Below are 22,936 nucleotides of genomic sequence, written 5' to 3'. Positions count from 1 at the left end.
GTCGTGCAAACCAGAAGCGCCCCTATTCGCTGCGCGCGAAAAGGACGCGCACCGTATCGCCAGCGCGCACCGCAGCGCCCGCCTCCGGCTCCTGCGCGATCACGCGCCCCTCGCCATCGGCGACGAGAGACAAGCCGAGCTGCGCGCAAAGGCGCGCCGCGTCGCGTAGACTCTGTCCGCGTAGATCTGGCATCGTAAAACCTGCCCCTTGCGCATGGGCGAGAACCATCTCGCCTCTTCGTTCGATGGCGACCTGTGGCACGCGCGCTTCCGAATGGCGCGCGCCCATTTGATCGGCGAGGTTTGGTCCGATGACGTCAGGCGCGACATCCAAGTAGGGCAGCACGCGCTCAGCGATTTCGCGAAAGACCGGCGCCGCCACTTCGCCGCCATGATAGGCGCCGCGCGGTTCATCGATGACGACGATGATGACCACTCGCGGATCCGACGCGGGAGCAAATCCGACGAACGATGCGACGTATTTCGTCTTCGAGTAAGCGTGCGTTCGCGGATCGACTTTCTGCGCCGTCCCGGTCTTACCCGCCGCCGTGTAGCCGTCGAGCTGTGCGCGCCGGGCCGTCCCCTTGAGCGTGACCATCTCGAGCATCCCGCGCAAGGTGCGCGCAGTTTCGGCGCTGATCACGCGCCGCGCCTCGGGCTGCGCGCGTTTGACGACCGCACCATCGCCCGAGCGCACTTCACGCACCAGATGCGGCGCGACGCGCACCCCGTCGTTTGCTACGGCGGCAAAAGCCGCGGCGACTTGCAGCGGGGTAACGCCGATCTCTTGACCGATGGCGATCGAGCCGATCGAACTCGGCTGCCAACGCTCAACCGGGCGCAATAGTCCGGCGGTCTCGCCCGGCAGCTCAACCCCCGTCTTCGCGCCGAAACCGAAGCGGCGGATGTACTCGTACAAGCGCGCGCTTCCGACGCGCAAGCCCAATTTGATCGCCGCAACGTTGGAGGATTTGGCGAGCGCTTCGGTAAGCGTCAGGATGCCGAACGGATGATGATCGTGAACGGTGCGCCCGGCGACGACGATCGCGCCCATCTGACAATCGATCCTTTCATCGGGCCGCGCTAACCCTTCTTCGAGCGCAGCGGCGAAAGAGACGATCTTGAAGGTCGAGCCCGGTTCGTAGATGTTCTGCAACGCCTCGTTGCGCAGTCGATCGGGCGGAAGCGCGCGCGCCTCGTTGGGATCGAAAGTCGGCGCGTTGGCAAGAGCGAGGATCTCGCCCGTCTTGGGATCGAGCACGATGGCCGTTCCGGCGCGCGCTTGCGATCTTTCGACCGCCTCTTGCAAAGCCTGCTCGGCCCAATGTTGAATCGTCTGGTCCAGCGTGAGGACGATCTCATTGCCCTCGCGCGCCGCCACCTCAAAGCTTTCGTAAGAGCGACGATGCGCATCACGCTCGATCCAGATTCGCCCCTCTTCCCCGGTCAGCGATGCGTTGTGAAAACGCTCGACCCCGGCCAATCCCTCCTCATCCAGGCTGACGAAACCGAGCACATGGGCGGCCAAAGCGCCATTGGGGTAGAAGCGCTTTGGCTCCTTGAGCTCATAGACGCCACGCAGCGCAAGCGCGCGCACGGCAGCGGCGCGTTCAGCATCGAGCTTGCGCGCGAGCCAGACGAAACGCCGCCCTTCGGCGCGCGCGCTCTCCAGACGCGAAGCGAGCGCTCCAATCTCTGTGCCAAGCAGGGGGGCGAGGCGCCGCGCTACAGTTTGAACATCCTCGATCTCTTCGGGGACGGCGAAGAAGGAGTCAGTTTCGATGCTGCGCGCAAGCTCGCGCCCTTGACGATCGATGATCGTCCCGCGTAACGGCTCAATTTCGATCTGCACGAGTTGTTGCGCGCGCGCGCGCGCAGCCAATTCCTCATGGCGCGATGTCTGCAGATAGATCAAACGCCCAGCGATTACGCCCATCCACAGGATGAAGGCGCCAAGCACGATCCGCATGCGCCGCCCGGCGACGACAGAATCTTCGGATGTGCGGTGCGCTGCTGAGCCTCTGAACATAACATACCGCTTTGGCGTGACGCCCATCGCTCGCACTACAAACGTCGAACAGGCCCGCTGGCGAGAAGCCCGATGATCCGCAGAGCCTTGAGCGAGCCCATCTCAAGGACCGAAAGTCGAGGTCGCCCCTAGCGCGGGGGCGGTGTGCGTTATCGCTCTGTTGACCTGCCAAGCGCGCGCTGGCTCTAACCCTTGGGCGCGCGCCGCCCGCTCGATCGCCTGCGGCGAGTCGGCGCGCTCGAGCGCGATCAGTAGCTGCCTTCGTTCTTCGAGCAAACGCGCGCGCTCCCGCCGCAAAGACTCCGCCTCATACCCCAATCTCACTGCGGCGAAATGCTGCGCCGCAGCATGAACGAATCCCGCAACCAATATCGAACTGCCGATCAACAGCCAAGCCAAACGTGCGAAGGCGCGGCGGTCCCATGTTCGGCGAACAACCCTCTCTCGCTTGGCTGGCGACACTCCCCTCACCGCTGAAACTCCCTATAACCGCTTCGTTTAGAACCTATGAGAGTTTGCGCAACGCGCGAAGTTTAGCGCTACGCGCCCGCGGATTACGGCCCTTCTCTTCGAAAGTGGGGACGACGGGCCGCTTTGTCAAAAGCTCAACACGCCCCTCACTGGCGAGACGGCGAAAGGCCCGTTTGACGATGCGGTCCTCCAACGAATGGAAGCTGATGATGACCAATCGCCCCATCGTCTCCAAAAGAGCGACCGCGCGCTCGATGAACTGGTCCAACCCCTCGAGCTCACGGTTGACGGCGATGCGCAAAGCTTGAAAGGTGCGCGTCGCCGGATGGATTCGCGTGCGACCGCGCCGCGTGACCTCTGCGACCAAGGCGGCCAAGTCCCCCGTGGTCCGCACCGGTTCTCCGCGCCGCCGCCGCTCGACGATCGCTCTGGCGATCTGCTGCGCCCGCGGCTCTTCGCCATACTCACGGAGGATGCGCGCGATCTCCGCTTCGGATAAACGGGCCAGAAGCTCCGCCGCCGTCTCCGCATCGCTTTCGACATCCATGCGCATATCGAGCGGCGCATCGAAGCGAAAACTGAAGCCGCGTTCCGGCGCGTCGAGCTGCAACGAAGAGACGCCCAAATCGACGAGGATGCCCGTTAACTGGCCGCCCCCCGCCTCCTCAACGACGCGCGCGATATCGCGAAAATCGGCGTGTGCGAGATGAACCCGGTCGCCGAATCGCCGCAGCCTCTCGGCGGCCACGCGCAAAGCCTCGCGATCGCGGTCAACGCCAATCAGGCGCACATCAGGAGACGCTTCGAGCAAGGCCTCGGCATGCCCGCCCGTACCGATCGTCGCATCGAAGAACAACCCGCCGCCTTCCGGAGCCAGCGCGCGAAGCGTCTCCTGAAGCAACACGGGACGATGCAGCGCGCCCCTGCCCCCCACGGACGCCCCATCGCTCGCCCCGTGATCCGATTCAAAGATCTCACCGCGTCTCTGCGGCCCTTCCATCACTCTTCACTGGCGATGGAGGGGAATTGACCTTCCACCGGCCCGTTCCCCTCCATCGCGCTCCGTGAAACCATTAGATCCCTAACCTCGCGATCGTCGCTTCGTCCTCCGCCGTGTAAGGCTCGGCAAGGAGCTTTTGCTCGAACCGCTCGCGATCCCAAACCTCCAGATAACTGAGATAACCGAGCACCGCAACCTCGCCCCACAAATTAGCGCTCTTGCGTAACAGCGGGTGAATGAGCACGCGCCCCTGCGCGTCCATGCTCGTCTGCTGCCCGTAATAGTTCGTCCGCTCCAGAAACTTGCGCCGCGCCGGATCCATCGAAGGCAATAACGCCAAACGCTGCTCGATCGCCTCCCACTCAGGCAACGGATAGATGCGCGCCGCGTCGCCCGTCAAACTGGTCACATAAAGCTCCACCCCGTACTTTTCTTCGATGAGGCGACGAAACGCTGTCGGCACCTTGAGCCGCCCTTTGGAGTCCATCCGCGCCGTATAGCTGCCTCGTAACATCGCGTTTCGCCGCGCATCGCCCGCGATTGCTTAAAACTTCCAGTAGAACTTTAATAATTGGCCCCAAGCTGCGGAAGTTAGCCCACTTTGGACCACTCTCTTCCACCTGCCGCGCATAGTACGCCGGACTTCTAAGCGCTGTCAAGAGGAATTTTCGCCCCTCGCCAAGAAAATTTTAAGCACGAAATGGTGTACTCGCCGCCAGCTTAAACCTCCTCTGGTCAATCGCCGTCCCTCTCCTGTATAGTGGAGCCTCCGCCCTGAAGCGAAAAACGGATGAACTACGCGACCTTCTTCCTCTTCGGTTTGGCGCTCGCCACGGCTAACGTCATCGGCGGGTTGCTTGTCACTTCCTCCGCTTCGCTTGCCCGTAACGCGCGCCTTCTCCGCTTTCTCATCGCGCTCGGCGCAGGCTTTATGCTCGCGGCGATCTTCATCGAGGTCGTCCCGGCGACGGTTGAGGTTTGGGCTCGGAGATCATCCGACCACGCTGTTTTAAATGCAACAACGCTGTTACTAGCGGGCTATCTGCTCATCCATCTTTTTGAGCACACCATCGCGCCGCATTTTCACTTCGGTGCCGAGACCCACCCGGAGCGACTTTTGCGCCCGACGGCCGCTTATGCGGCGATCGGCGGCCTTTCGATTCACACCCTCTTCGATGGCGTCTCGATCGCCGCCGCTTTCCTCGTCAACTTCAAGGTCGGACTGCTGGTCTTCATCGCCGTGCTCTTACACAAAGTTCCCGAAGGGTTCACCGCCGCCTCGATCATGCTCGCCTCGGGTCGCGAGATGCGACGCGCGCGCTGGGCTACGCTCCTGATCGGCGGAGCGACTCTTCTCGGGGTGATGAGCGTTGCCATAGCGCAGGCCCATATCGAACCGCTCGTTGCCTACGCGCTCCCCTTCTCGGCAGGTGTGACGCTCTATGTCGCGGCGAGCGATTTGATCCCCGAGGTCAATCATCTAGAGGAGAAGAACCCTTTGACCTCGGTCGTCGTATTCATCGGTGTCGCGTTCTTCTATCTTCTACATTTGATGATCGAGGATTGAATGCGCCGGTCCAGCAGGTTTCACGAGAAGCTTGTTGCGCGAAATGAACTCTATCATGATCTTCATGGCGCGAGGCATCTGAGATCGCGCGAAACGAACTCCATCATGGTAGAGATGTCCCCCTAGGCCGTGCGTCTTCTTGGCACAACTGGTATATTTTGAGCGACTCAGATGCGCACGCTTCGACCCCTTCTGCTCCTTTGGCTCTCCGCGTTCGGCTTTGCCATCGCCATCCGCGCGCAGCGCAGCGGGTCTACCTTTCCGGCGCCCGTCGGATACGTGAACGACTTTGCGGGCGTCATCGACTCGCAAACTGCCGCTCGGCTTGAAACGCTGTTGCGCAATCTGAAAGAGCGCGCTGACATCGAATTTGCCGTCGTCACCGTGCGGACCACTGGCGGCGAAGATATCTTCGATTATTCTCTTGAACTGGCCCGCAGTTGGGGGATCGGATCGAGCGAAGGGGAGAAGAACGGGCTGCTCCTGCTTGTCGCCGTCGATGATCGAAAATATTTCATTCAGGTGAGCCGCCATCTCGAAGGCGATCTTCCCGATGGACTGGTCGGCGAGATCGGGCGGCGCATGCGCCCCTATTTTCGCGAAGGGCGTTACGGCGAAGGCATCATGATAGCCGTTCAAGGGATCATCGCGACGCTAGCAGAAAAGCGCGGGTTCGATCTTGAGGGCATAGATCGAAGCCAGGCCTATCATGCGGAGCGGCCTGCGGAACAGACCCCTTCTGTCTCCCCGCTCTCGGCCTGCGCCATCTTCTTTATCGTCCTGTTTTTGTTTCTCCTCCTGATGTCGAATCCGGCGGGGCGCGGCTGTTTGAGTCTGCTCATTTGGGGCTCGATCCTGAGCGGCGGTCGCGCAGGTCGCAGCGGCGCGCGCGGTTGGACGTGGGGCGGCGGCGGCGGTTTCGGCGGAGGTGGGGGGTTTGGCGGCTTCGGCGGTGGCGGAGATTTCGGCGGCGGCGGCGCTGGTGGTAGTTGGTAGAGATTCACTTCGGGGAAGGCTCGCCGCTAGAGTCGCGTATCGCCGACGCGGATTATGAGCTGTGGCAGTTGGTAGAGATCCACTTCGGGGAAGGCTCCGATGAGCGCTCGAATCGAAAACATCTTACGCGCGCTGATCGACGATCTGTGCGAGACGCATGGGCAGAATCTGATCGCCGTTGTTCTTTACGGCTCAGCCGCCGTCGGCGATCACATCCCGCAGCAATCGGACTACAACCTGCTGGTCGTGCTGCGACGCATTACGTTCGACGATCTGCGACTCGCTCAAGGACCCGTGCGTAACTGGCAACGGTTAGGATATTCGCCTCCCGTCTACTTCACGCTCGACGAACTGCGTGAGGCTGCCGATGTTTTCCCCATCGAATTTCATCACATGGAGGATGCGCGGCGCGTGCTTTATGGCGTCGATCCGTTCGAAGGCGTGACGATCTCTGACGAGAATCTGAGACATCAGACCGAATACGAGTTACGCGGCAAGTTGCTCCAACTGCGCCGCCGCTACATTTCGGGGGCCAGCTCGCCTGAGCGTTTGCGCGCACTGATGATTGAAAGTCTCCCGGGCGTCATAGCCCTTCTAGCGCCCGCCTTGATGCTGAGCGGCGAGAGGAAGCCGCCCGTCGCCAAACGCGACCTCATCGCGCTCGCCGCAGAGCGCTTAGCATTGGACCGGGCCGTTTTCGATGCCCTGCTCGCTCTTCGCGAACGAGGCGCAGATGAGATCGACCGAGCGGAAGTTGAACAACTCTTCGCCGCTTATCTGGCGCAGATCGAGCGTCTCATCGACTTCACCGACCGTCTGGATGAATCCACCCATGACGGTTGAACTTGGCGAAGGAGACACGCGCTCTGCGCCTGATCGGAAGGACCTTTTCCCAAGTCAGACTTCGGTAGGGAGGAATGAAGATGAAAAGACGACACATCGTGCTACTGGTAGCGATTACGCTGATCTCTATCGCCAACAGCGGTTGTGGCTACAACACGCTGGTCGAAAAGCAGCAGAACGTGCGCGCCCGCTGGGCCAACGTCGAAACGCAGATTCAACGGCGCGCCGATCTGATCCCGAATTTGGTCGCGGCGGCGCAGATGGCCGGCATTCAAGAACAAGAGGTCTTCGGTCAGATCGCGCAAGCGCGTTCGCAGCTACTGAACGCGACGCAAGGCGATCCACAGAACCGCACGCCCGAACAGCGCGAGCAGATCATCCAAGCGAACCAGAACCTGACCTCCGCGCTCGGGCGGCTCCTCGTGCTCGTCGAAAACTATCCGACGCTCCGTTCGAACGAGAGTTTTCTGAAGCTTCAGGATGAGATCGCCGGAACCGAGAATCGAATCGCCGTCGCGCGCCAGGACTACAACGCCGCGGTGCAGGATTACAACACGACGCGCAATCAGTTCCCGATGGTTTTGGTGGCGAGCCTCTTCGGATTCAAGGAAGAGCCCTATTTCCGCGCGGAAGAAGGAGCGCGACAAGTCCCCCGCATCGATCCGAACGCGCTACGGCGGAACAGCAATGCAGCGCAGAGCCGCTAAGCGTTCAGAACCCGCGCGCGCTGCACATCGCGCAATGATCACAGGGCTTTTTACCCGGCTCCAGGTTGCAGATCTTCTCCTGTTCGAGATAATCAACCAGTTCGGCGACGGCTTCGCCGACGCCGAACCTCTCTTGACTCGGGTGCGAGATGGACGAGGAGATGGGCGCGGAGGGATGATCTTCGATCGGGGCTTTGTGCGCTGACGCTTCGAGTTGCGATTCGACACGCGCCAAACGACGTTCTATCTCGGCGAGCGCCGCGCGCACGGCGTCTAGTTCCGTCATTCGAGCTGCGGGCTCGCCCTCTAACCTCCGAGCGATGCGTTCGGCCAGCGCGCGAATCTCCCGTTCATCGTTCATGAGGCCCCTTCCTCTGGCAACAGATCGATCCGATCGATCACGCCGACGATCGCCGAATCGATGGCCGCTCCTGGGCGCCCGGTCGCCACGACGGAGGCGCTCCACCCTTCCTGCACGATGAGGACCGTATCGCCCACCCCGGCATCGACGGAATCAAGGGCCAGAAGCGTCGTTCCCACCTCTTCGCCTTCGGGCGTGATCGGCTGACAGAGCATGATGCGCGCGTTCGCATAGCGCTCGTTCTTCTGCGTCGAAACCACGGTGCCGATGACGCGCGCGATGATCATCTTCCGTTCCCTTTCACGACGTGCGCGGGCGAATCGACGATGCCGACGATGGTGCAATCGGTCGGCGTATCTTCTCGTTCGAACGGGAAGCTCGCCTCCTTGCCGCGACACCAGAAGACGAGTTCGCCGATGCCGGCGCCGACAGCATCCAAAGCGACGAGCGGTTTCCCTTGCGGGCGCAAGTCCGCATCGAGCGATTGGATGATGAGCAGTTTACGCCCTTCGAGCGAATCGTTCTTCTGCGTCGAAACCACGGTGCCGATGACGCGCGCAAGCTGCATCTCCCACGGCGATGGATCAATCGTTGATGAAATCGACCGTGTCGATGACGCCGATGATCGCCGCATCGACCGGCGTATCCTTCATGCCTTGCGCCAAGCGCGCGCTCGATCCCGACACGACGAGCACGCGCTCATGAAAGCCCGCACCGACCGTATCGACGGCGACCAGATAACCGCTCCCGTCCGATCCATCCAAATTGAGCGGACGGACGATGAGCAGTTTGCGCCCTTCGAGCTTCGGATCCTTCTGCGTCGAGACGACGGTGCCGAGTATTCGTGCGATGATCATCCGCCTTGATAGTTGAAGCTGACGGGCAGATTCTCGTCAACGCTCGCGTGCGGGCGCGGGATGACGTGCACGCTGACCAACTCGCCGACCCTTCGTGCGGCGGCAGCGCCAGCATCCGTCGCCGCTTTGACCGCCGCCACGTCACCGCGCACGATCGCCGTGACGAATCCGGCGCCGATCTTCTCATAACCGACGAGCGTGACGTTGGCCGCCTTGACCATCGCATCGGCAGCCTCGATCATCGCCACCAATCCTTTGGTTTCGATCATCCCGAGAGCTTCCATAGCTTCATCTCCTCAGAAGCAGAATCTTGATCGAAGCAGTTCGACAGCCGCGTTGCAGAATTTAATCCGAATGGGCGTCAAAGCTCAACCTCGGAAACGCCAACGGCGAAACCTACGCTTCCGCCGCGAGCGACCGGCGGCGAGTCAAAGCTTGAAAACGCGGACCGCCCCTCGCCTCAGACGACCTGTGCCCACGTCTCACCGAGCGCGGCGATGAGCCGCGTAATATCGCCCGTCGTATTGAAGAAATGCGTCGCGACGCGGAAACCCTCCGGCTTTTCCGTGACAGCGATGCCGCGCTCTTTCAAGTGCGCGACGACGCGCGGCGGATCGGCGGCGGCGACGAGCGTTTCTGCCGAGCGCGCCTCACCGAGCGGCGAAAGGACGCGCCACCCGGCGCGCTCGAGTTCGCGCGTCAGATGCTCGTTCAGGGCCAGCGCCCGCTGCGCGATCCGTTCGATGCCGATCGCCTGAATGTATTCAGCCGCCGCGCCGAGCGCAAAGATGCCCGCAAAGTGTGAACAGCCGACCTCGGCGCGCGCCGCCGCATCGCCCCTTACGCGGAAACGATCGTTGCGCATCGCAAACGGTTCGTGAACGCTCATCCAACTGATGGCATGCGGTTTTGTCCGCTCTAGGAGGCGACGGCTGAGATAAACGAAGCCGACGCCATAACCCGCGCACAGCCACTTGTGGCCAGTCGCGCAGAGCGCATCGATGCGCATCCGCTTTACGTCGATCGGCAGAACGCCCGCCGATTGACTCGCGTTGACGACCAACCAGTGATCACCTTTGATCCTCCCGATCTCTTCGAGATCGGCGCGAAAACCGTTCGAGTACTGCACGTGGCTGATCGCGATAATCCCGGTTCGCCTTGTCATCGCGCGGCGAATCGCTTCGGGCAGCAACTGTCCCTCGACGGTTTCGGCAAAGCGCACGCGCACGCCGCGATGCATCCAGGGGATGGTGGAAGTCGGAAACTCGAGTTCACACGAGATCACCTCGCCCGCATCTGCGAGCGCATCGACGATCAGGTTCATTCCGGTCGAAGTGTTCGTCGTAAACGCGACCTCATCCAGATCGGCGTTGATCAATCGTGCGACGCTGGCGCGCGCCCTTTCCACCTCTTCGCGCCAGTCGTCCCAGCGAGCGTCGCCGCCCATCATCATATCGCGATAAAAACCGATGGCCGCTTCAGCGACCGGACGCGCGATCGGTCCAGCAGCGGCGCTGTTCAGATAGGCCATGCGTTCCGTCACCGGGAAATCGCGTCGGATGAGTTCCCAATCGATGATTCGCTCGTTCGCCATTCGATCACTCCAGAAGTCGATCCACTCCGGCTCACGACTTGACCGCACAAGTCTTTCAAGACTATCTTCGCATCTGCTCCGGTGTCCAGCGTCCACGCTCGACCGAACATATCGCGAAGGACCAGGATCGTGATGAGCGTGACAGCCTAGCGTCCGCGCTCGACCTTTCGAATGAACGCGCGTCGCCTCCATGGGTAAGAACGCCATCGCGTTGAGGAAGTTATGATAGAGCAGCGAATCGCCTCGTTCCCGGCATGGGCGATAGCCGGATACCTTGAACCGCAGCGCGGCCACCTCGCCATCGACGGGGTTGACGCGATCGAACTCGCGCGCCAACACGACACGCCGCTTTTCGTCTTTTCGGAATCGCGCATTCGACGGAACATCGAGCGCTTGACGCGCGCCGCGCGGGAGATCGCGCGTCCGGTCAAGTTCTGTTACGCCGCGAAAGCGAACTCGACGTTGGCCATCCTGCGCGCCGTGCGCGACGCCGGGATCGATATCGAGGTGAACAGCGGCGGTGAACTTTACAAAGCGCAGCGCGCAGGCTTTCGCCCGAACCAGATCATCTTCAACGGCACGAGCAAGACCGAAGCCGAGATCAGCGAAGCGATCGTCGCCGGGATCTACGCCATCAACGTTGACTCGATCTACGAAATCGAGCTGATCGAAAGAACAGCCGAAAGGCTCGGTCGGCGCGCGCGCATTGCGCTGCGGCTCGTGCCCGAAGTCGAGACGCGCTCCCATCCCGGATTGCAGACGGCGCTGCTTACCTCGAAGTTCGGCATCTCAGCCGCCGAAGTGAGCGAAGCTTTCGCGCGCGCTCTCGCCCGTCCCGAACTGGTCCACCTATGCGGCATACACATCCACATCGGTTCGCAAACGCCCGACGTCGAGCCTTTCGCTCGCGCTTTCGAAGCCGTGTGGCGACATCTGATCGAGATCTACGACAGGACCTGCCACGCGATCGAGCACATCAACCTCGGCGGTGGCTTTCCCGTCAACTATCTGCGCGATCGTTCGCAGGCTGATGCTCTGCCGGCGCACGAACGCGAGATGCTCGAGGCCGATCTTGATCCGGCAGAAGTCCTGCGTGAAGTGATGCGCGTTGCGCGAGAAGAGGCGCGTCGCGCGCGAGCCGATCACCTTCTCGACCGCATCACATTCCTCTTCGAACCGGGGCGCAGCATCGTCGCCGATGCTGGGGTCCTGTTGACGACCGTGCGCAATGTCAAACGGCGTCCGGAAACGGGCGACACGTGGTTGCTGACGGATGCCGGTTTCAATCTGCTCCTCTCGATGAGCACTTATCACTGGTACTATCACCTGATCTCCGCCGAGCGGGCCGACGCGCCGCACGACATGCCTTACAAGGTCGCCGGCCCACTGTGCGATTCAGGCGATGTCTATTTCGACATCGAGCGACAAGGGCGCCTTCCAGACTATCGCCTCTTGCCGCGCGACGTTCGTCCGGGAGAGGTGCTCGCTCTGCTCAACGCTGGCGCGTACACCGTCGCCCAGATGTTTGCGTACAATGGACGACCGCTGCCGGCCATCGTCATGGTGCGCGACGATGGCTGTCCCCGCCTTGTGCGTCGGCGCGACTCTTACGAGGATCTGTTGATGAATGAACTCGATTGAAGCGGGCTCTTCACGCTCTTTGTATCCCTCTGACTCGAGCGGCAATTATATGAGCGACAGCAACGCGGTGCCGACATCGTTGATTCGCGGGCTCGGACTCATCGCCGCGATTTCGATCGTCGTCGGCAACGTCATCGGCACGGGCGTCTTCTTGAAAGCCCGCGTCATGACCTGTAACGTTGGAACGCCCGGCCTGGTTCTTACGGCGTGGATCGTCGCCGGACTGCTCAGCTTAGCTGGCGCGCTCACCTACGCGGAGCTAGCCGCGATGATGCCGCAAGCGGGCGGCGAGTACGTTTTCTTGCGTGAAGCTTATGGGTCGCGTCTGGCTTTCCTTTACGGCTGGATGCAGATCTTCATCGCCAAGACCGGTTCACAGGCTTCGGTCGCCGTCGCGTTCGCCATCTTTTTGAATGTCCTCGTCGGCGGCGCGCTCGATCATCAACTCTTTTCGCTCGATCTGTTCGGACGGAGGTTCTCATTAGGCCCCCTTCAACTTGTCGCTCTCGGCATCATCGCGCTGATGACGCTGATCAACTGCGCGGCGGTAGCGATTAGCGGTCGGGTCGCAACCTTTCTCACGGGCATCAAGATCACGCTCGTCCTCGGCGTCGGACTCGGCGCTTTCCTCCTCGCGCCGGGCGATTGGACCCATTTCAGCGCGAGCGATATGGGCGGAACATGCGTCGGCGTCGAAGAGACGGCACGCATGGGACTAGCCGGATTCAGCGCCGCGATGCTCGGCGCGCTTTGGGGTTATGATGGGTGGAACAACATCACGCTCGTCGCGGGTGAGATTAAAAACCCACAACGTAATATTCCGCTCGCGCTGATCGGCGGCACGATCATCATCATCCTGCTTTACGTCTTCGTCAACGCGGCCTATTTCTACGTGCTCACGCCAACCGAAGTGGCGAGCGTTTCGCCGAATTCTTCGGTTGCGACCGAAGTGACGCGCCGTTTTCTCGGATCGCTCGCCACAGGGCTCATCGCCGCCGCGCTCATGGCTTCGTCCGTCGGCACGCTTCACACCTCGATTCTGACCGGCGCGCGAGTGCCATTTGCGATGGCGCGCGATGGCCTCTTCTTCCAAAGTTTGGCGAAACTGTCGAGCCGCAGCCGCGTGCCGACGGGCGCGCTCATCGCGCAAGCCGTCTGGGCCAGCATCTTGACGCTCTCCGGTTCGTTCGACACGCTGACCGATTATGTCATCTTCGGCTCATGGATCTTCTACGGCTTGACGACGAGCGCCGTCTTCGCGTTGCGTCGCCGCCTGCCGCACGCCCCGCGCCCCTATCGCACGTGGGGTTATCCGATCGTCCCCGCGCTCTTTCTGTTGGCGACGGTCTGGCTGCTGGTAAGCACGTTGCTGACGGCTCCGCTCCGTTCGCTGATCGGACTAGGCTTGATCGCGCTCGGATGGCCGGTCCACTGGTATTCGTCGCATCGCCAACGACCTTGAGCGCCGCGCGATGGAAAGAGGATCGCCTACCTGTCACATTCTGAAACACCGATCACCTCGACTCGCTTCGCCGCCGACGCGCGCGCGGCCATTTTTCGCCCCTTGGCGACTAGCGGTACAATTTTTGCTCCGTTCTCTCGATGAGCGTCCAAGGCACAAAGCGCCGTGCGCTCGCACGAGCGGCGGCGCGAGCGCGCTTCGATGTCTCAGGCCGTCGGAGCGCGCTCGATCGACTAATTCGGAGGTGGAAGGGAGATGAGACACATCAAAATCTGGATGGGCGTAGCGCTGCTTGGCCTGCTGACAGCCGCTGTGAGCATCCAAGCGCTGTCACAAGGTCGCGGTCGCGGTATCGGTCGAGGGCCAGTGAGGAACGTTCCGACGACCAATCCGTCACGGCCAACGAACGCCGCGTCGCCGGGACGAAGCGACAAGGCCGCTCGAGACGTGGATCGCGATCGAGCGCGCGGCATCGCGAAGAAGTTGAATATGACGCCCGAGGAACTGGAGCAAAAATATCAAGCCGAACGCGCGCTTAATCCTCATCTGACCTTCGGACAATTCATCGCGGCGAACGTCGTCGCGCGGAACTTGAGCGCTAAGCATCCCAACGTGACGACGGAAGCCATCTTGGCCGGATTGCGCAGCGGCAAGAGCCTAGGGCAGACGCTTCAAGATCTGGGCGTGAGCGAGAAAGAGGCTCGTGAAGCCGAACGCAACGCGCGCCGTGAGATCAAGGAAGCGCATCGCAATCCCTAGATCTAAAGGCGCGAAAGGCTCCAGATCGCATAAGGCATCGGCCTAGCTCGAACGTTGAAATCGAACGGATCTTCCGCCGATGCTGTGGTTTTGGTCCGCCCCTTCGGCAGAACCATGGCCCTCTCGCGTTCTCCGCTTCGAGCCCGGTCGTCCATCGGCCCATTAGTAACGATAGCTCGTCGCCCGCGACACCATCTCCGTCTGGACCGACCTCACAATCAGCGAACGTGGCGCGCGGATGAAAGGCGCTGGTCCCGATCAGGCGATCCTGCCGTTCTCTTGAGATAGAGGATCGAGGGTGATGAGGAGGGGATGCCTCGTTATGCGTAGTGTGCGATTGTTCGACGATCGCGCCGCCGCCCTCATCTCCTGAGCGATCCCCTACTGGTCCAGCGACTTCGACCAGCTCGACGAGTTCTGATGCCACCGCCTCTTGATCCTCCCATCGACCACATCTGCCATCGGTTCAAGAGAGAACCCTTCGGACGCTTGCAAGTCCGCGCCCGATCGGGCGCACCGCTGACCTCCTTTATCGCTCAGATCGTCCGAACTTTGTGAAATGAGTCGCTCAGGAGAAGTTCGTTGACAAGGTTTAGAGCAGGCTCCTACAATCTAACTCAGCGAGTTGAGCGTAGAAAGCGCTCGATGAAACATCGTGCGACGAGAAGAAGCTTCCAATGTCACGATCGCCCGCATACTCGAAGTTCACCGTCAACGCGCCGCGGAGATCCGCGCGCGGTTGGCGGAGTTCAGCGACGTGTGGCGATCAGGATCGGACGCTAGGCTCTGGGAGGAGATGGTCTTTTGCATCTTCACGGCGGGCGCTTCGGCGCGGATGGGTTTGCGCTCGATCGAAGCGGTGCGCCCATATCTTCTCGACGGCACGCACGAAGAGCTATCAAGCGCCTTGCGCGGCGTACACCGCTACCCGCGCGCGCGCGCGCGGTACGTCATCGAGACGCGCGATTACCTGCAACGAACATGCGGCTTGCGCTTGCGCCAGAAGTTAGCGAGCTTCGCCGATCCGCAGGCGCGGCGCGACTGGCTGGCGCGTGAGCGTAGCATTAAGGGGTTGGGCTACAAGGAAGCGAGCCATTTCCTGCGTAACATAGGTTTCCGCGGTTACGCCATTTTGGATAAACACATCCTGCGCAGCCTCGCTGAACTAGGGCGAATCGAATCAGCGGCACCGCCAACGACTCGCGCCCGATATTTGGAAGTCGAAGGGAGACTGAAACGGTTCGCCGACGAGATCCAGATCGATTTCGATGAGTTGGATCTTGTCCTCTGGTCCATGAAGACGGGCGAAGTCTTAAAGTGAGGGATGGGCCATGCTCTCTATGCGTCCAACCGCCAAGAACGGGAACGGCTCGATGGCGATCGCCATCGGCGCTCTTCTCTGCCTCCTCGTCTCCTCCGTTGCCGCCGACGACCGTTACAAACGGGCCGAACGCGCGATCACTGAGGGGGATTTCGCCGCGGCGGAGAAGATCTACCGCGAATTGGTCGAACGCGACGGCAGCAACGCGACGGCGCGCCTTGGTTTGAGCCTTGCGCTTCTCAAGCAGAGGAAGTTGCAAGAGGCTTTTGAGCAAGCGCTCCACGTCGTGCGCAACGATCCGAGTTCGGCGCGCGCTTGGGCGTTGGTCGGCTGGGCGCTGCTCGGAGCAGGCGACTTCGCCCGTTCCGGCGAGGCGTTGCACAACGCTTACTCGCTCAACGAAAACGATCCGCTGGCCGTCGCCGGACTGGCGATGCTCGACTTCTACGAGAATCGCCTACAGTCGAGTTTGCGCGGTCTGCGGCGCGCCGTCTTCCTTGCGCCGCGCGATCCGGATTTCATCTTTAGCCTTGCGCAAGCTGCCGCGCGTTCGGAACGTTACAACGAAGCCGCCGACGCATATGAGCGTTTCTTGCGCGTCGCGCCCCGCACGGATGAAGACCGGCGCGCGCGCATTCGCGGTCTGATAGATTTCCTGCGTTTCCTCGGCGCGCAACGTCCGCTCTATCAAGTTTCTGGTCCAGTGACCACCACGGTGCCCTTCGAGTTGGCGAATAATCGTCCCATCATCGAAGTGCGCGTCAACGATCGGACCGATCCTTTCCGCTTTGTGCTCGACACGGGCTCCGGCATGTGCGTCATCTCTGACCAAACCGCTGCTCGGTTAGGGATCCGTCCGATCGCGCGTGGCGGCATGGCTCGCGCCGTCGGCGGTCCGGGGCGTTTTGAGATCGTTTACGGTTTCTTGAACTCGATCCAGATCGGAGAGGCGCGCATCGAGAACGTCCCGACTTATATCCGTCGCTTTTATAACGATCAGGAGAAGATCGACGGCTACATTGGCCTTTCGGTCATGTCGAAGTACCTGACGATCGTCGATTACGCGACGCGCGAGATTCACTTCAAGCGTGACGATCAACGCGATGACGAGAAAACCATAGAGGCCACCCCCTTACGCGCGGAGATCCCGATTCGCACAACGTCGAGCGGTTTCTGGAGCGGCCAGGTGAAGCTCGAAGGAGTCGACAAGCCGCTCAATTTCATCATCGACACCGGAGCCAGCATCTCCGTCGTCTCCGAAGAGTTGGCCGAGCGCGAGGAGATGGAACGTTACGCGCAAAAGACGCGCATGATCGTTTACGGAGCGGCTGGCGTGGCCGAGAACGTTCCGCTGCTTCTGCTGCCGAGCATCTACCTAGGCGCGCATGCGCGTCCGAACGTCTCCGCCGTTGTGCTGGATATGAGCGCGATCAACGAGACGGCGGGCTTTGAGCAAACGGGCATCATCGGCGGCAACGTCTTGCGCCACTTCCGCGTCTATTTCGATTTCCGTCGTCCGGCGGTGTTGCTTGAGCCGCTCGAAGCGAAGCCGATCAGCGAAGCTAAACGCAACGCTCCGAGTCAAGAAAGATGAAACAGAGCATATATCTTGAGACATCGGTGATCGGCGCCTATCTCGATAACGGCGAACCGTTTCGTCGCGACTTGACGATCCGCTGGTGGGAGCACGAGATGGCGGAATACCGCGCGGTGATCTCGCCGTTGGTCGTGCGCGAGCTGGAGCGCGTGCCGGAACCGCATCGCACGGCCTACTTGAAGCTGGTCGCGCCGCTCGAACAGCTGGAGCTTACGGACGAGATCGCGATCCTCGCCGACGGATACGTTTCACGCGGCATCTTCCATCGCAAATACATCGCCGATGCCATGCACGTCGCCTTCGCGTCATACCATAAGATAGATTATCTTGTGACATGGAATTTCGGTCATCTGGCCAACGTGCGACGCCAAGCGCGCATTCGCCTCTTCAACACGACGGCGGGATTCTTCGTCCCGATGATCGTCACGCCGGAGTTTCTGGTTTCAGAGGCGACTGAGGGCGATTGGCGGGCGGCGATTTGAAAGGATCATGTATCGCAAGCCGAAATTTTTGGAGGTCCTACATCGCATCCGCGAAGAGATGTCGCGCGAGGCCGATTATGATGTAGAGCTGTTCGCGCAAATGGTGCGTTCGGGCGAACCTCCGGCCTATGGTCCAGAGCGCAACATTCGCGGGTTCCGTGTGCGCGCGCCGCGCGCGGCAGATGCGGCGAACGAAACTCCCCCACGTCAACAACGCCGCGCGTCGAATTGATGAAGAGGGCGCCGCTCGATTACCATCTGATCACCCTTCTGAAGTAAAGTAACTGACGCGCTGAATCTCATGTTGTCGATCGTAAAGCTGTCTTGATTGTTTGATTATGGATGCGACGTTCAGAGCTATCGGGTTAGAGCTGCCGAGCAAGAAGGATTTCAATCTCCTCGTCGAGCGGGCGGGCGATCAGGGCGAACCGACCTATCTCCCATGCCACGGCGCGGTCCTTCATGGGCGATGTTGGAAACTCGGCGAAGGGTTGGAAGTTTGGACGATGCTCTATGAATCTGATGACGGCGAGATCTTCTATGCCGATTGTCGCCCGGGCTTCCGCGCGCGTTATGCGCACTCGATCAGCCCCTGGGCGCTCACCGAGTATGCCGAAGAGGGCGAGGCGCTGGTCCACGGTTATCTGTACGGCACCGAAGTGCAAGTCCTCTTCGAACTACAGAACTTCACGGAGGTGAGCTTCGAGGAGTTTCGCGCCGACACGCTCCATGTCGGGCTGTGCGGTCTAGCGTATCGCGGGCGGGTCGGCGCGAAGGGATGCGCTCGTTGGGAGCAGCTCGAAGAGTACGCTCCGGAGCGCGCGACCTACGAGAACGATTGGCATGTGAGCGGTCGCGTCCTCGCTTTTCGCGAACTGCGCAATCCGCTCTCGGGACGGCGGCTCTACTGGGTCCATCTCGATCTCGAACAACTTCGTTTGGAGATCCTCATCAACCGCCGCTCGCTTCGCGGCGAACTCAGCATCGGCGCTTTCTTGGAGGCGGATGTCTGGTTGCAAGGGCACGTCCTTGATCGGCGCGCGCTCCTTTCGCGCTACGAGGGCGTCGATTGGAGCTGCTCACCGACCTTCTTCTGGCAAGCGCTTCGCCGTCGAAACTGATCATGAAACGCCCTATCCTCGTCGCGCTCCTCCTCATCATCTCCAGCGCCATCGCGCTCTTCGCCTTCGAACATTACTGGACGCACCGCTTCGACGCGATCATCGCGCGCCAAGCGGCGGCTTACGGCCTCGATCCGGATCTCGTCTGGAGCATCATCTACGAAGAGACATATTTTCGTCCGTGGCAGATAGGCGACGCCGGCGAGATCGGATTGATGCAGATCACTCCGACGGTCGGGCATGAATGGGCGATCGAAACTGGGGCGCGCGGACTCGACCGCGAAATGGCGCGCGATCCGGTGCGCGTCCTGCGCGACCCTGAGCGCAACATCCAGATTGGCTGCTGGTATCTCGGAAAGATCAGCAAAGAGTATCGCAACTCCCCGGATCCGCTGCCGCGCATCTTGGCCGCTTATAACGCCGGTCCGACCCGGGCCGCGGAATGGAATCGCGCCCTGCCGCGCGATCTCCCCCTTTCGACCGAAGAGTACATAGCGCGCATCCCTTACCCCAAAACGCGCGCTTACGTGGCCTCGATCCTGGAACGCTATAATCGCCGCAAACAACAAGCGACGCCCATCAGAGGGTCGGAGGGAAGCCGGTGACCTACCGGCAGTTACTGATCGCCAATGCAAACCTGCGCCATCTGTGGTCGGCGCAAGTCATCTCGGAGATCGGCGACTGGTTGAACAACATCGCCGTTCTGGCGCTCATCATCGAACTCGCCGGTCCAGCCCATGAGGGCTTGGCGATCGCCATCTACGCCGTCTCTCGCCATCTTCCGCTCTTCTTCTTCGGCCCGATCGCGGGCATAACGGTCGATCGCGCCGAAAGGCGCCGCGTGATGATCGGCGCGGATCTGGTGCGGGCCGCGCTAGCATTGGGATTCATCTTGGCCATCTATCTTCGCTCGCTCGCGCTCGCGTATTTGGTCAGCGCCGCGCTCTTTTCGATCGCCGCTTTCTTTAACGCCGCCAAGCGCGCCTTGCTCCCTCAACTTGCCCGAAGCGCGGCAGAGATATTGACGGCCAACGCGCTTTCGGCTTCGACCACGGCGGCGACGTTGGCTATCGGTTCCGCTTTCGGCGGCTTCTTGTCGAGCGTTTTCAATCGCGAAACGGTCTTCATCATCAATGCCATTTCCTTCCTGCTTTCGGCGCTCATCGTCCGCCGCATAAATGTCGCATCGCGATCTTCGACCTCTTCGAAAGCGCCGACGCCGCGCGCGTTCGGTTTGAAGGACAAAGTCACGCTTGCGCTGCGCCGCTCGATCGTTGAGCTTTGCGATGGCTGGCGTTATGTTCGAAGCGAGCGGATGCTCTCTGCCATCTTCATCGTCACGGCTGGTTGGGGATTGGGCAACGGCGCGGCGCGGGCGCTTTACAGCGTCTTCGGCGCGCGCTTTGGGCAATTGGTCCACAGTTCAACCGACTTCGGCATCTCCGTGCTGTTTGCGGCGATGGGAATCGGTGGCGTCTGTGGCGCGATCATCGCCCGGCGCTTGAGCGCGCAGACGAGTTTGACGGCGCGCCTCGGGCGCTCGCTCGCCCTTGACGGCGCGGCCCTCATCGCTTTTAGTTGTATGCCGGATCTGTGGAGTGGGGCGCTCGTCCTCGTCGTGCGTGAGGTGAACTACGCCATTTGGTGGACCGCGCAACAGACGCTTTTGATGCAGAGGATCGAAGATCGTTTCGGTGGGCGCGTCTTCGCCGCGCACGAGACGCTGGCGATGCTGGCCATGCTCGGTTCGATGCTAGTTGCGGGAGCGGCAGCCGACCGTCTCGGCATCCGTCCGGTTATGGCCAGCGCCGGAGTTGTGATAACAGTAAGCGGTGCGCTGTGGTTTCTTCTCGCTCGCGAAAGGCGAGGTCCGTTAAGACGTTTCGATGATCTGAGGACGAACGATGATTTTTGATTTGAGCATCGTGCAGATCGGGATCAAGTTGCTCTTTGCGATCATCTGCGGCGGGGCCATCGGCATGGAGCGCGAATTGAGTCGCAAACCCGCTGGCCTTCGCACGAACGTGCTGATCTGCATGGGAGCGACGCTCTTCATGATCACTTCGCGCCACATCAGCGGCGGCGCGCCCTACACGGATCCAGCCCGTCTGGTCGCACAAGTCGTCGCCGGAGTCGGCTTCATCGGCGCAGGCGTGATCCTGCAATCGCGCGGTTCGGTGACGGGCTTGACCACAGCTGCGACCATCTTCATCGTCACCGCCGTGGGGATCGCCATCGGCGAAGGGATGTTCGGACCGGCAGCGCTCGCCACCGGCTTCGTCATCGGCGTGCTCGTCCTCTTGCGCCCCTTGGAGCGAGCGGTGGTCCGGCGAAGGCGCATTTACGAATACACCTTCAAGACGCGCGAGCCAGCGATTGCGCTGAGCCGCTTGCTCGATCTGCTCGAACAAGAGGGGCTACGGTTGGAGGATTTCAGCGTCCGCGATTCAGGTAACGACATGCACGAAGTCAACTTCAGCGTCATCACCTCGCTGCACGGCAACAGCCGCTTGATCGAACGTTTGCATGAACTCGGCACCGATACGCGCACGTCGAGCCGCGAAGAGATAGGTTGAGCGCGATCGGGCCAGCGCCGAACTCATCGGCGAGGCTATGCGAAGCGTATGCGGGCGACTTCGCGCAGAGATCCCCTTGAATCTCATATGCGCATCGAGCTTTTTTGAGAGGGACCGCCAAGATGATCATCTATGCCGCGCAGTGGGTGCTCCCCATCTCTTCGCCTCCGATCGAATCGGGCGCGCTCGCCGTCGAAGGCGAGCGCATCATCGCTGTCGGCGCGCGCGCCCATCTGACCGAGCGCTTCCCGGAGGCTCCGATCCGAGATTTCGCCCGGGCGGCGATTCTGCCCGGACTTATCAACGCCCATTCGCATCTGGAACTCAGCCTGCTGCGCAACGCGCTCGAAGCGGATGAAGCCGACTTCTTCGCGTGGTTGCGACGCATCACCATCACGCGACTCGAACGGATGACCGAAGAGGATCTGAAGCTCTCGGCGCTGCTCGGCGCTGCCGAAGCGGCGCGCGCCGGCGTCACTTGCACGGGCGACGCGAGCGACGTCGCCCAAGCGAGCTTCTACGCACTGCGGGAAGTTGGGTTGCGTGGCATCGTTTACAAAGAGGTCTTCGGCCCGGACGTGCGCACGGCGCGCGAACAGTTCGCGAAGATGCAGGAGAGCATTGCCGCGCTACGTGAATTCGAGACGGAGCGCGTGCTTCTCGGCCTCTCGCCGCACGCGCCTTACACGGTGAGCGCCCCGCTCCTTGAAATGGTCGCCACCTATGCGAGAGAGAACGAACTACCGATGATGATGCACGCGGCGGAATCGCAGGCGGAGACCGACCTTATGCTCTACGGGCGCGGCCCCTTCGCCGAGGGGCTTGCGCGGCGCGGCATCGAATGGCGCGCCCCAGGCATTTCGACCATCCAGTATCTCGCGCGGCTCGGCGTGCTCGGCGCGCGACCGTTATTGGCCCACTGCATCCGCACGGACGATGCCGATATCGCGACCATCGCTTCTTTCGACGCGCGCATCGCGCACTGCCCGAAATCGAACGCCAAACTCGGTCATGGCCGCGCGCCTTTCACTCGCTTCCTTCGCCACGGGGTGAAAGTCGGACTCGGATCAGATTCGGTCGCCAGTAACAACACCTGCGACATTTTGGAAGAGGCACGCTTTGCCGCTCTGGTCTCGCGCTATGATGGCACGAGCGACGGAGACAGCTCAGGCGATGATCGGACCGGTCATCGAGTTTCAGCCGCGCAGGCGCTTCACGCGGCGACGCTCGGCGGCGCGCGCGCGCTCGGGCTCGATGATCGCACGGGATCGCTCGAAGCGGGTAAAGAGGCCGATTTCACCGTCATCGCGCTCGATCATCTGCACCAGTTGCCGACTCACGACGTGCAAGCGGCGATCGTTTTCTCATCCTCAGCCAACGATGTGCGGTTGACGGTCGTCGCCGGTCGGGAGATATTTCGCGAGGGGCGCCTTTTGACGATAGACGAAGACGATCTGCGAAGGCGCCTCATCGAAGCGGCGAACCGTTTGCGCAGCTGAGATGTGAGGCGCGTCGCTTGCGACGGGCGAGCGATCGCGGGAAAGGTTGTTAC

Annotated in this window: 26 protein-coding genes; 16 read left to right on the top strand and 10 right to left on the bottom strand. The window is 61.4% G+C overall.

Features of this window, described 5'->3' with window-relative positions; translation table 11 throughout:
- Positions 1–22: 22 nt before the first annotated feature.
- The 4 genes from PYK22_RS15550 to PYK22_RS15535 all read right to left on the bottom strand — a co-directional run bounded on the left by PYK22_RS15550 (position 23) and on the right by PYK22_RS15535 (position 4,014).
- A complete protein-coding gene (locus PYK22_RS15550) occupies positions 23–2,029 on the bottom strand; it encodes a penicillin-binding protein (protein WP_041979319.1) in 2,007 nt (668 codons plus the stop codon).
- A 102-nt stretch (positions 2,030–2,131) separates the two neighbouring features.
- Positions 2,132–2,500 (bottom strand): hypothetical protein, encoded by a 369-nt coding sequence (locus PYK22_RS15545; RefSeq protein ID WP_157770926.1) that lies wholly within the window; start codon positions 2,498–2,500, stop codon positions 2,132–2,134.
- 34 nt (positions 2,501–2,534) lie between these two features.
- Positions 2,535–3,500, bottom strand: a complete 966-nt coding sequence (gene rsmH / locus PYK22_RS15540) for a 16S rRNA (cytosine(1402)-N(4))-methyltransferase RsmH (protein ID WP_083437912.1) — start codon at positions 3,498–3,500, stop codon at positions 2,535–2,537.
- A 73-nt stretch (positions 3,501–3,573) separates the two neighbouring features.
- Positions 3,574–4,014 carry a division/cell wall cluster transcriptional repressor MraZ gene (locus tag PYK22_RS15535; protein WP_041978663.1) on the bottom strand — a complete coding sequence of 147 codons (441 nt, stop codon included), beginning with the start codon at positions 4,012–4,014 and terminating at the stop codon, positions 3,574–3,576.
- Positions 4,015–4,290: 276 nt separating this feature from the next.
- Here PYK22_RS15535 and PYK22_RS15530 point away from each other — a divergent pair, with 276 nt between their 5' ends.
- The 4 genes from PYK22_RS15530 (at position 4,291) to PYK22_RS15515 (ending at position 7,613) form a co-directional block, all read left to right on the top strand.
- Positions 4,291–5,067: a ZIP family metal transporter gene (locus PYK22_RS15530; RefSeq protein WP_041978660.1), complete on the top strand. Its 777-nt coding sequence runs from the start codon at positions 4,291–4,293 to the stop codon at positions 5,065–5,067.
- A 171-nt stretch (positions 5,068–5,238) separates the two neighbouring features.
- A complete protein-coding gene (locus PYK22_RS15525) occupies positions 5,239–6,063 on the top strand; it encodes a TPM domain-containing protein (RefSeq protein ID WP_060635762.1) in 825 nt (274 codons plus the stop codon).
- Positions 6,064–6,162: 99 nt separating this feature from the next.
- Complete coding sequence (locus tag PYK22_RS15520) at positions 6,163–6,906, top strand: hypothetical protein (protein ID WP_041978657.1); 744 nt, start codon at positions 6,163–6,165, stop codon at positions 6,904–6,906.
- A gap of 80 nt (positions 6,907–6,986) precedes the next feature.
- Positions 6,987–7,613, top strand: a complete 627-nt coding sequence (locus tag PYK22_RS15515) for a LemA family protein (protein ID WP_041979314.1) — start codon at positions 6,987–6,989, stop codon at positions 7,611–7,613.
- A 4-nt stretch (positions 7,614–7,617) separates the two neighbouring features.
- Here PYK22_RS15515 and PYK22_RS15510 read toward each other — a convergent pair whose 3' ends face one another.
- The 6 genes from PYK22_RS15510 to PYK22_RS15485 form a co-directional block, all read right to left on the bottom strand.
- Positions 7,618–7,974: a hypothetical protein gene (locus PYK22_RS15510; RefSeq protein ID WP_041978655.1), complete on the bottom strand. Its 357-nt coding sequence runs from the start codon at positions 7,972–7,974 to the stop codon at positions 7,618–7,620.
- The gene (locus PYK22_RS15505) at positions 7,971–8,261 is read right to left on the bottom strand and encodes a EutN/CcmL family microcompartment protein (protein ID WP_041978653.1); all 291 of its coding nucleotides are present in this window, start codon (positions 8,259–8,261) and stop codon (positions 7,971–7,973) included. Before PYK22_RS15505 ends, PYK22_RS15510 begins: the two co-directional genes overlap by 4 nt.
- Positions 8,258–8,542, bottom strand: coding sequence for a EutN/CcmL family microcompartment protein (locus tag PYK22_RS15500; protein ID WP_041978650.1), 285 nt, complete (start codon positions 8,540–8,542; stop codon positions 8,258–8,260). Before PYK22_RS15500 ends, PYK22_RS15505 begins: the two co-directional genes overlap by 4 nt.
- A 16-nt stretch (positions 8,543–8,558) precedes the next feature.
- Positions 8,559–8,831 carry a EutN/CcmL family microcompartment protein gene (locus PYK22_RS15495; RefSeq protein WP_041978648.1) on the bottom strand — a complete coding sequence of 91 codons (273 nt, stop codon included), beginning with the start codon at positions 8,829–8,831 and terminating at the stop codon, positions 8,559–8,561.
- Positions 8,828–9,115 carry an ethanolamine utilization microcompartment protein EutM gene (gene eutM / locus PYK22_RS15490; protein ID WP_041978646.1) on the bottom strand — a complete coding sequence of 96 codons (288 nt, stop codon included), beginning with the start codon at positions 9,113–9,115 and terminating at the stop codon, positions 8,828–8,830. The genes PYK22_RS15495 and eutM overlap by 4 nt, the downstream gene beginning before the upstream one ends.
- 176 nt (positions 9,116–9,291) lie before the next feature.
- A complete protein-coding gene (locus PYK22_RS15485; protein WP_041978644.1) occupies positions 9,292–10,425 on the bottom strand; it encodes an aminotransferase class V-fold PLP-dependent enzyme in 1,134 nt (377 codons plus the stop codon).
- Positions 10,426–10,647: 222 nt separating this feature from the next.
- Here PYK22_RS15485 and lysA point away from each other — a divergent pair, with 222 nt between their 5' ends.
- From lysA to PYK22_RS15425, 12 genes are all read left to right on the top strand, one after another.
- Positions 10,648–12,066, top strand: coding sequence for a diaminopimelate decarboxylase (lysA, locus tag PYK22_RS15480; protein ID WP_041978642.1), 1,419 nt, complete (start codon positions 10,648–10,650; stop codon positions 12,064–12,066).
- A 49-nt stretch (positions 12,067–12,115) separates the two neighbouring features.
- Positions 12,116–13,528 carry an APC family permease gene (locus PYK22_RS15475; protein WP_041978640.1) on the top strand — a complete coding sequence of 471 codons (1,413 nt, stop codon included), beginning with the start codon at positions 12,116–12,118 and terminating at the stop codon, positions 13,526–13,528.
- A 255-nt stretch (positions 13,529–13,783) separates the two neighbouring features.
- A complete protein-coding gene (locus PYK22_RS15470; RefSeq protein WP_041978638.1) occupies positions 13,784–14,287 on the top strand; it encodes a Clp protease N-terminal domain-containing protein in 504 nt (167 codons plus the stop codon).
- A gap of 655 nt (positions 14,288–14,942) precedes the next feature.
- On the top strand, positions 14,943–15,608 hold the full coding sequence (locus PYK22_RS15465) for an N-glycosylase/DNA lyase (RefSeq protein ID WP_060635761.1): 666 nt from the start codon (positions 14,943–14,945) through the stop codon (positions 15,606–15,608).
- Positions 15,609–15,618: 10 nt separating this feature from the next.
- A complete protein-coding gene (locus tag PYK22_RS15460) occupies positions 15,619–17,202 on the top strand; it encodes an aspartyl protease family protein (RefSeq protein ID WP_083437908.1) in 1,584 nt (527 codons plus the stop codon).
- Positions 17,199–17,687: a type II toxin-antitoxin system VapC family toxin gene (locus PYK22_RS15455; protein ID WP_041978635.1), complete on the top strand. Its 489-nt coding sequence runs from the start codon at positions 17,199–17,201 to the stop codon at positions 17,685–17,687. Before PYK22_RS15460 ends, PYK22_RS15455 begins: the two co-directional genes overlap by 4 nt.
- A gap of 7 nt (positions 17,688–17,694) precedes the next feature.
- The gene (locus PYK22_RS15450) at positions 17,695–17,919 is read left to right on the top strand and encodes a hypothetical protein (RefSeq protein ID WP_041978632.1); all 225 of its coding nucleotides are present in this window, start codon (positions 17,695–17,697) and stop codon (positions 17,917–17,919) included.
- 106 nt (positions 17,920–18,025) lie between these two features.
- Positions 18,026–18,808 (top strand): DUF3881 family protein, encoded by a 783-nt coding sequence (locus PYK22_RS15445; protein ID WP_041978630.1) that lies wholly within the window; start codon positions 18,026–18,028, stop codon positions 18,806–18,808.
- A gap of 2 nt (positions 18,809–18,810) precedes the next feature.
- The gene (locus PYK22_RS15440) at positions 18,811–19,413 is read left to right on the top strand and encodes a lytic transglycosylase domain-containing protein (protein WP_041978628.1); all 603 of its coding nucleotides are present in this window, start codon (positions 18,811–18,813) and stop codon (positions 19,411–19,413) included.
- Positions 19,410–20,723 (top strand): MFS transporter, encoded by a 1,314-nt coding sequence (locus tag PYK22_RS17055; protein WP_060635760.1) that lies wholly within the window; start codon positions 19,410–19,412, stop codon positions 20,721–20,723. The genes PYK22_RS15440 and PYK22_RS17055 overlap by 4 nt, the downstream gene beginning before the upstream one ends.
- Entirely contained in the window at positions 20,713–21,384 is a 672-nt protein-coding gene (locus PYK22_RS17050) for an MgtC/SapB family protein (protein ID WP_060635759.1), read from the top strand. The genes PYK22_RS17055 and PYK22_RS17050 overlap by 11 nt, the downstream gene beginning before the upstream one ends.
- A 122-nt stretch (positions 21,385–21,506) precedes the next feature.
- Complete coding sequence (locus PYK22_RS15425) at positions 21,507–22,883, top strand: amidohydrolase family protein (protein ID WP_041978626.1); 1,377 nt, start codon at positions 21,507–21,509, stop codon at positions 22,881–22,883.
- Positions 22,884–22,936 lie beyond the last annotated feature (53 nt).

This window comes from Pyrinomonas methylaliphatogenes, from assembly GCF_000820845.2.
GTDB classification, from domain to species: Bacteria; Acidobacteriota; Blastocatellia; order Pyrinomonadales; family Pyrinomonadaceae; genus Pyrinomonas; species Pyrinomonas methylaliphatogenes.
Note: the sequence above shows the minus strand (reverse complement) of the source record. Positions and strands in the feature narration are given on the sequence as shown.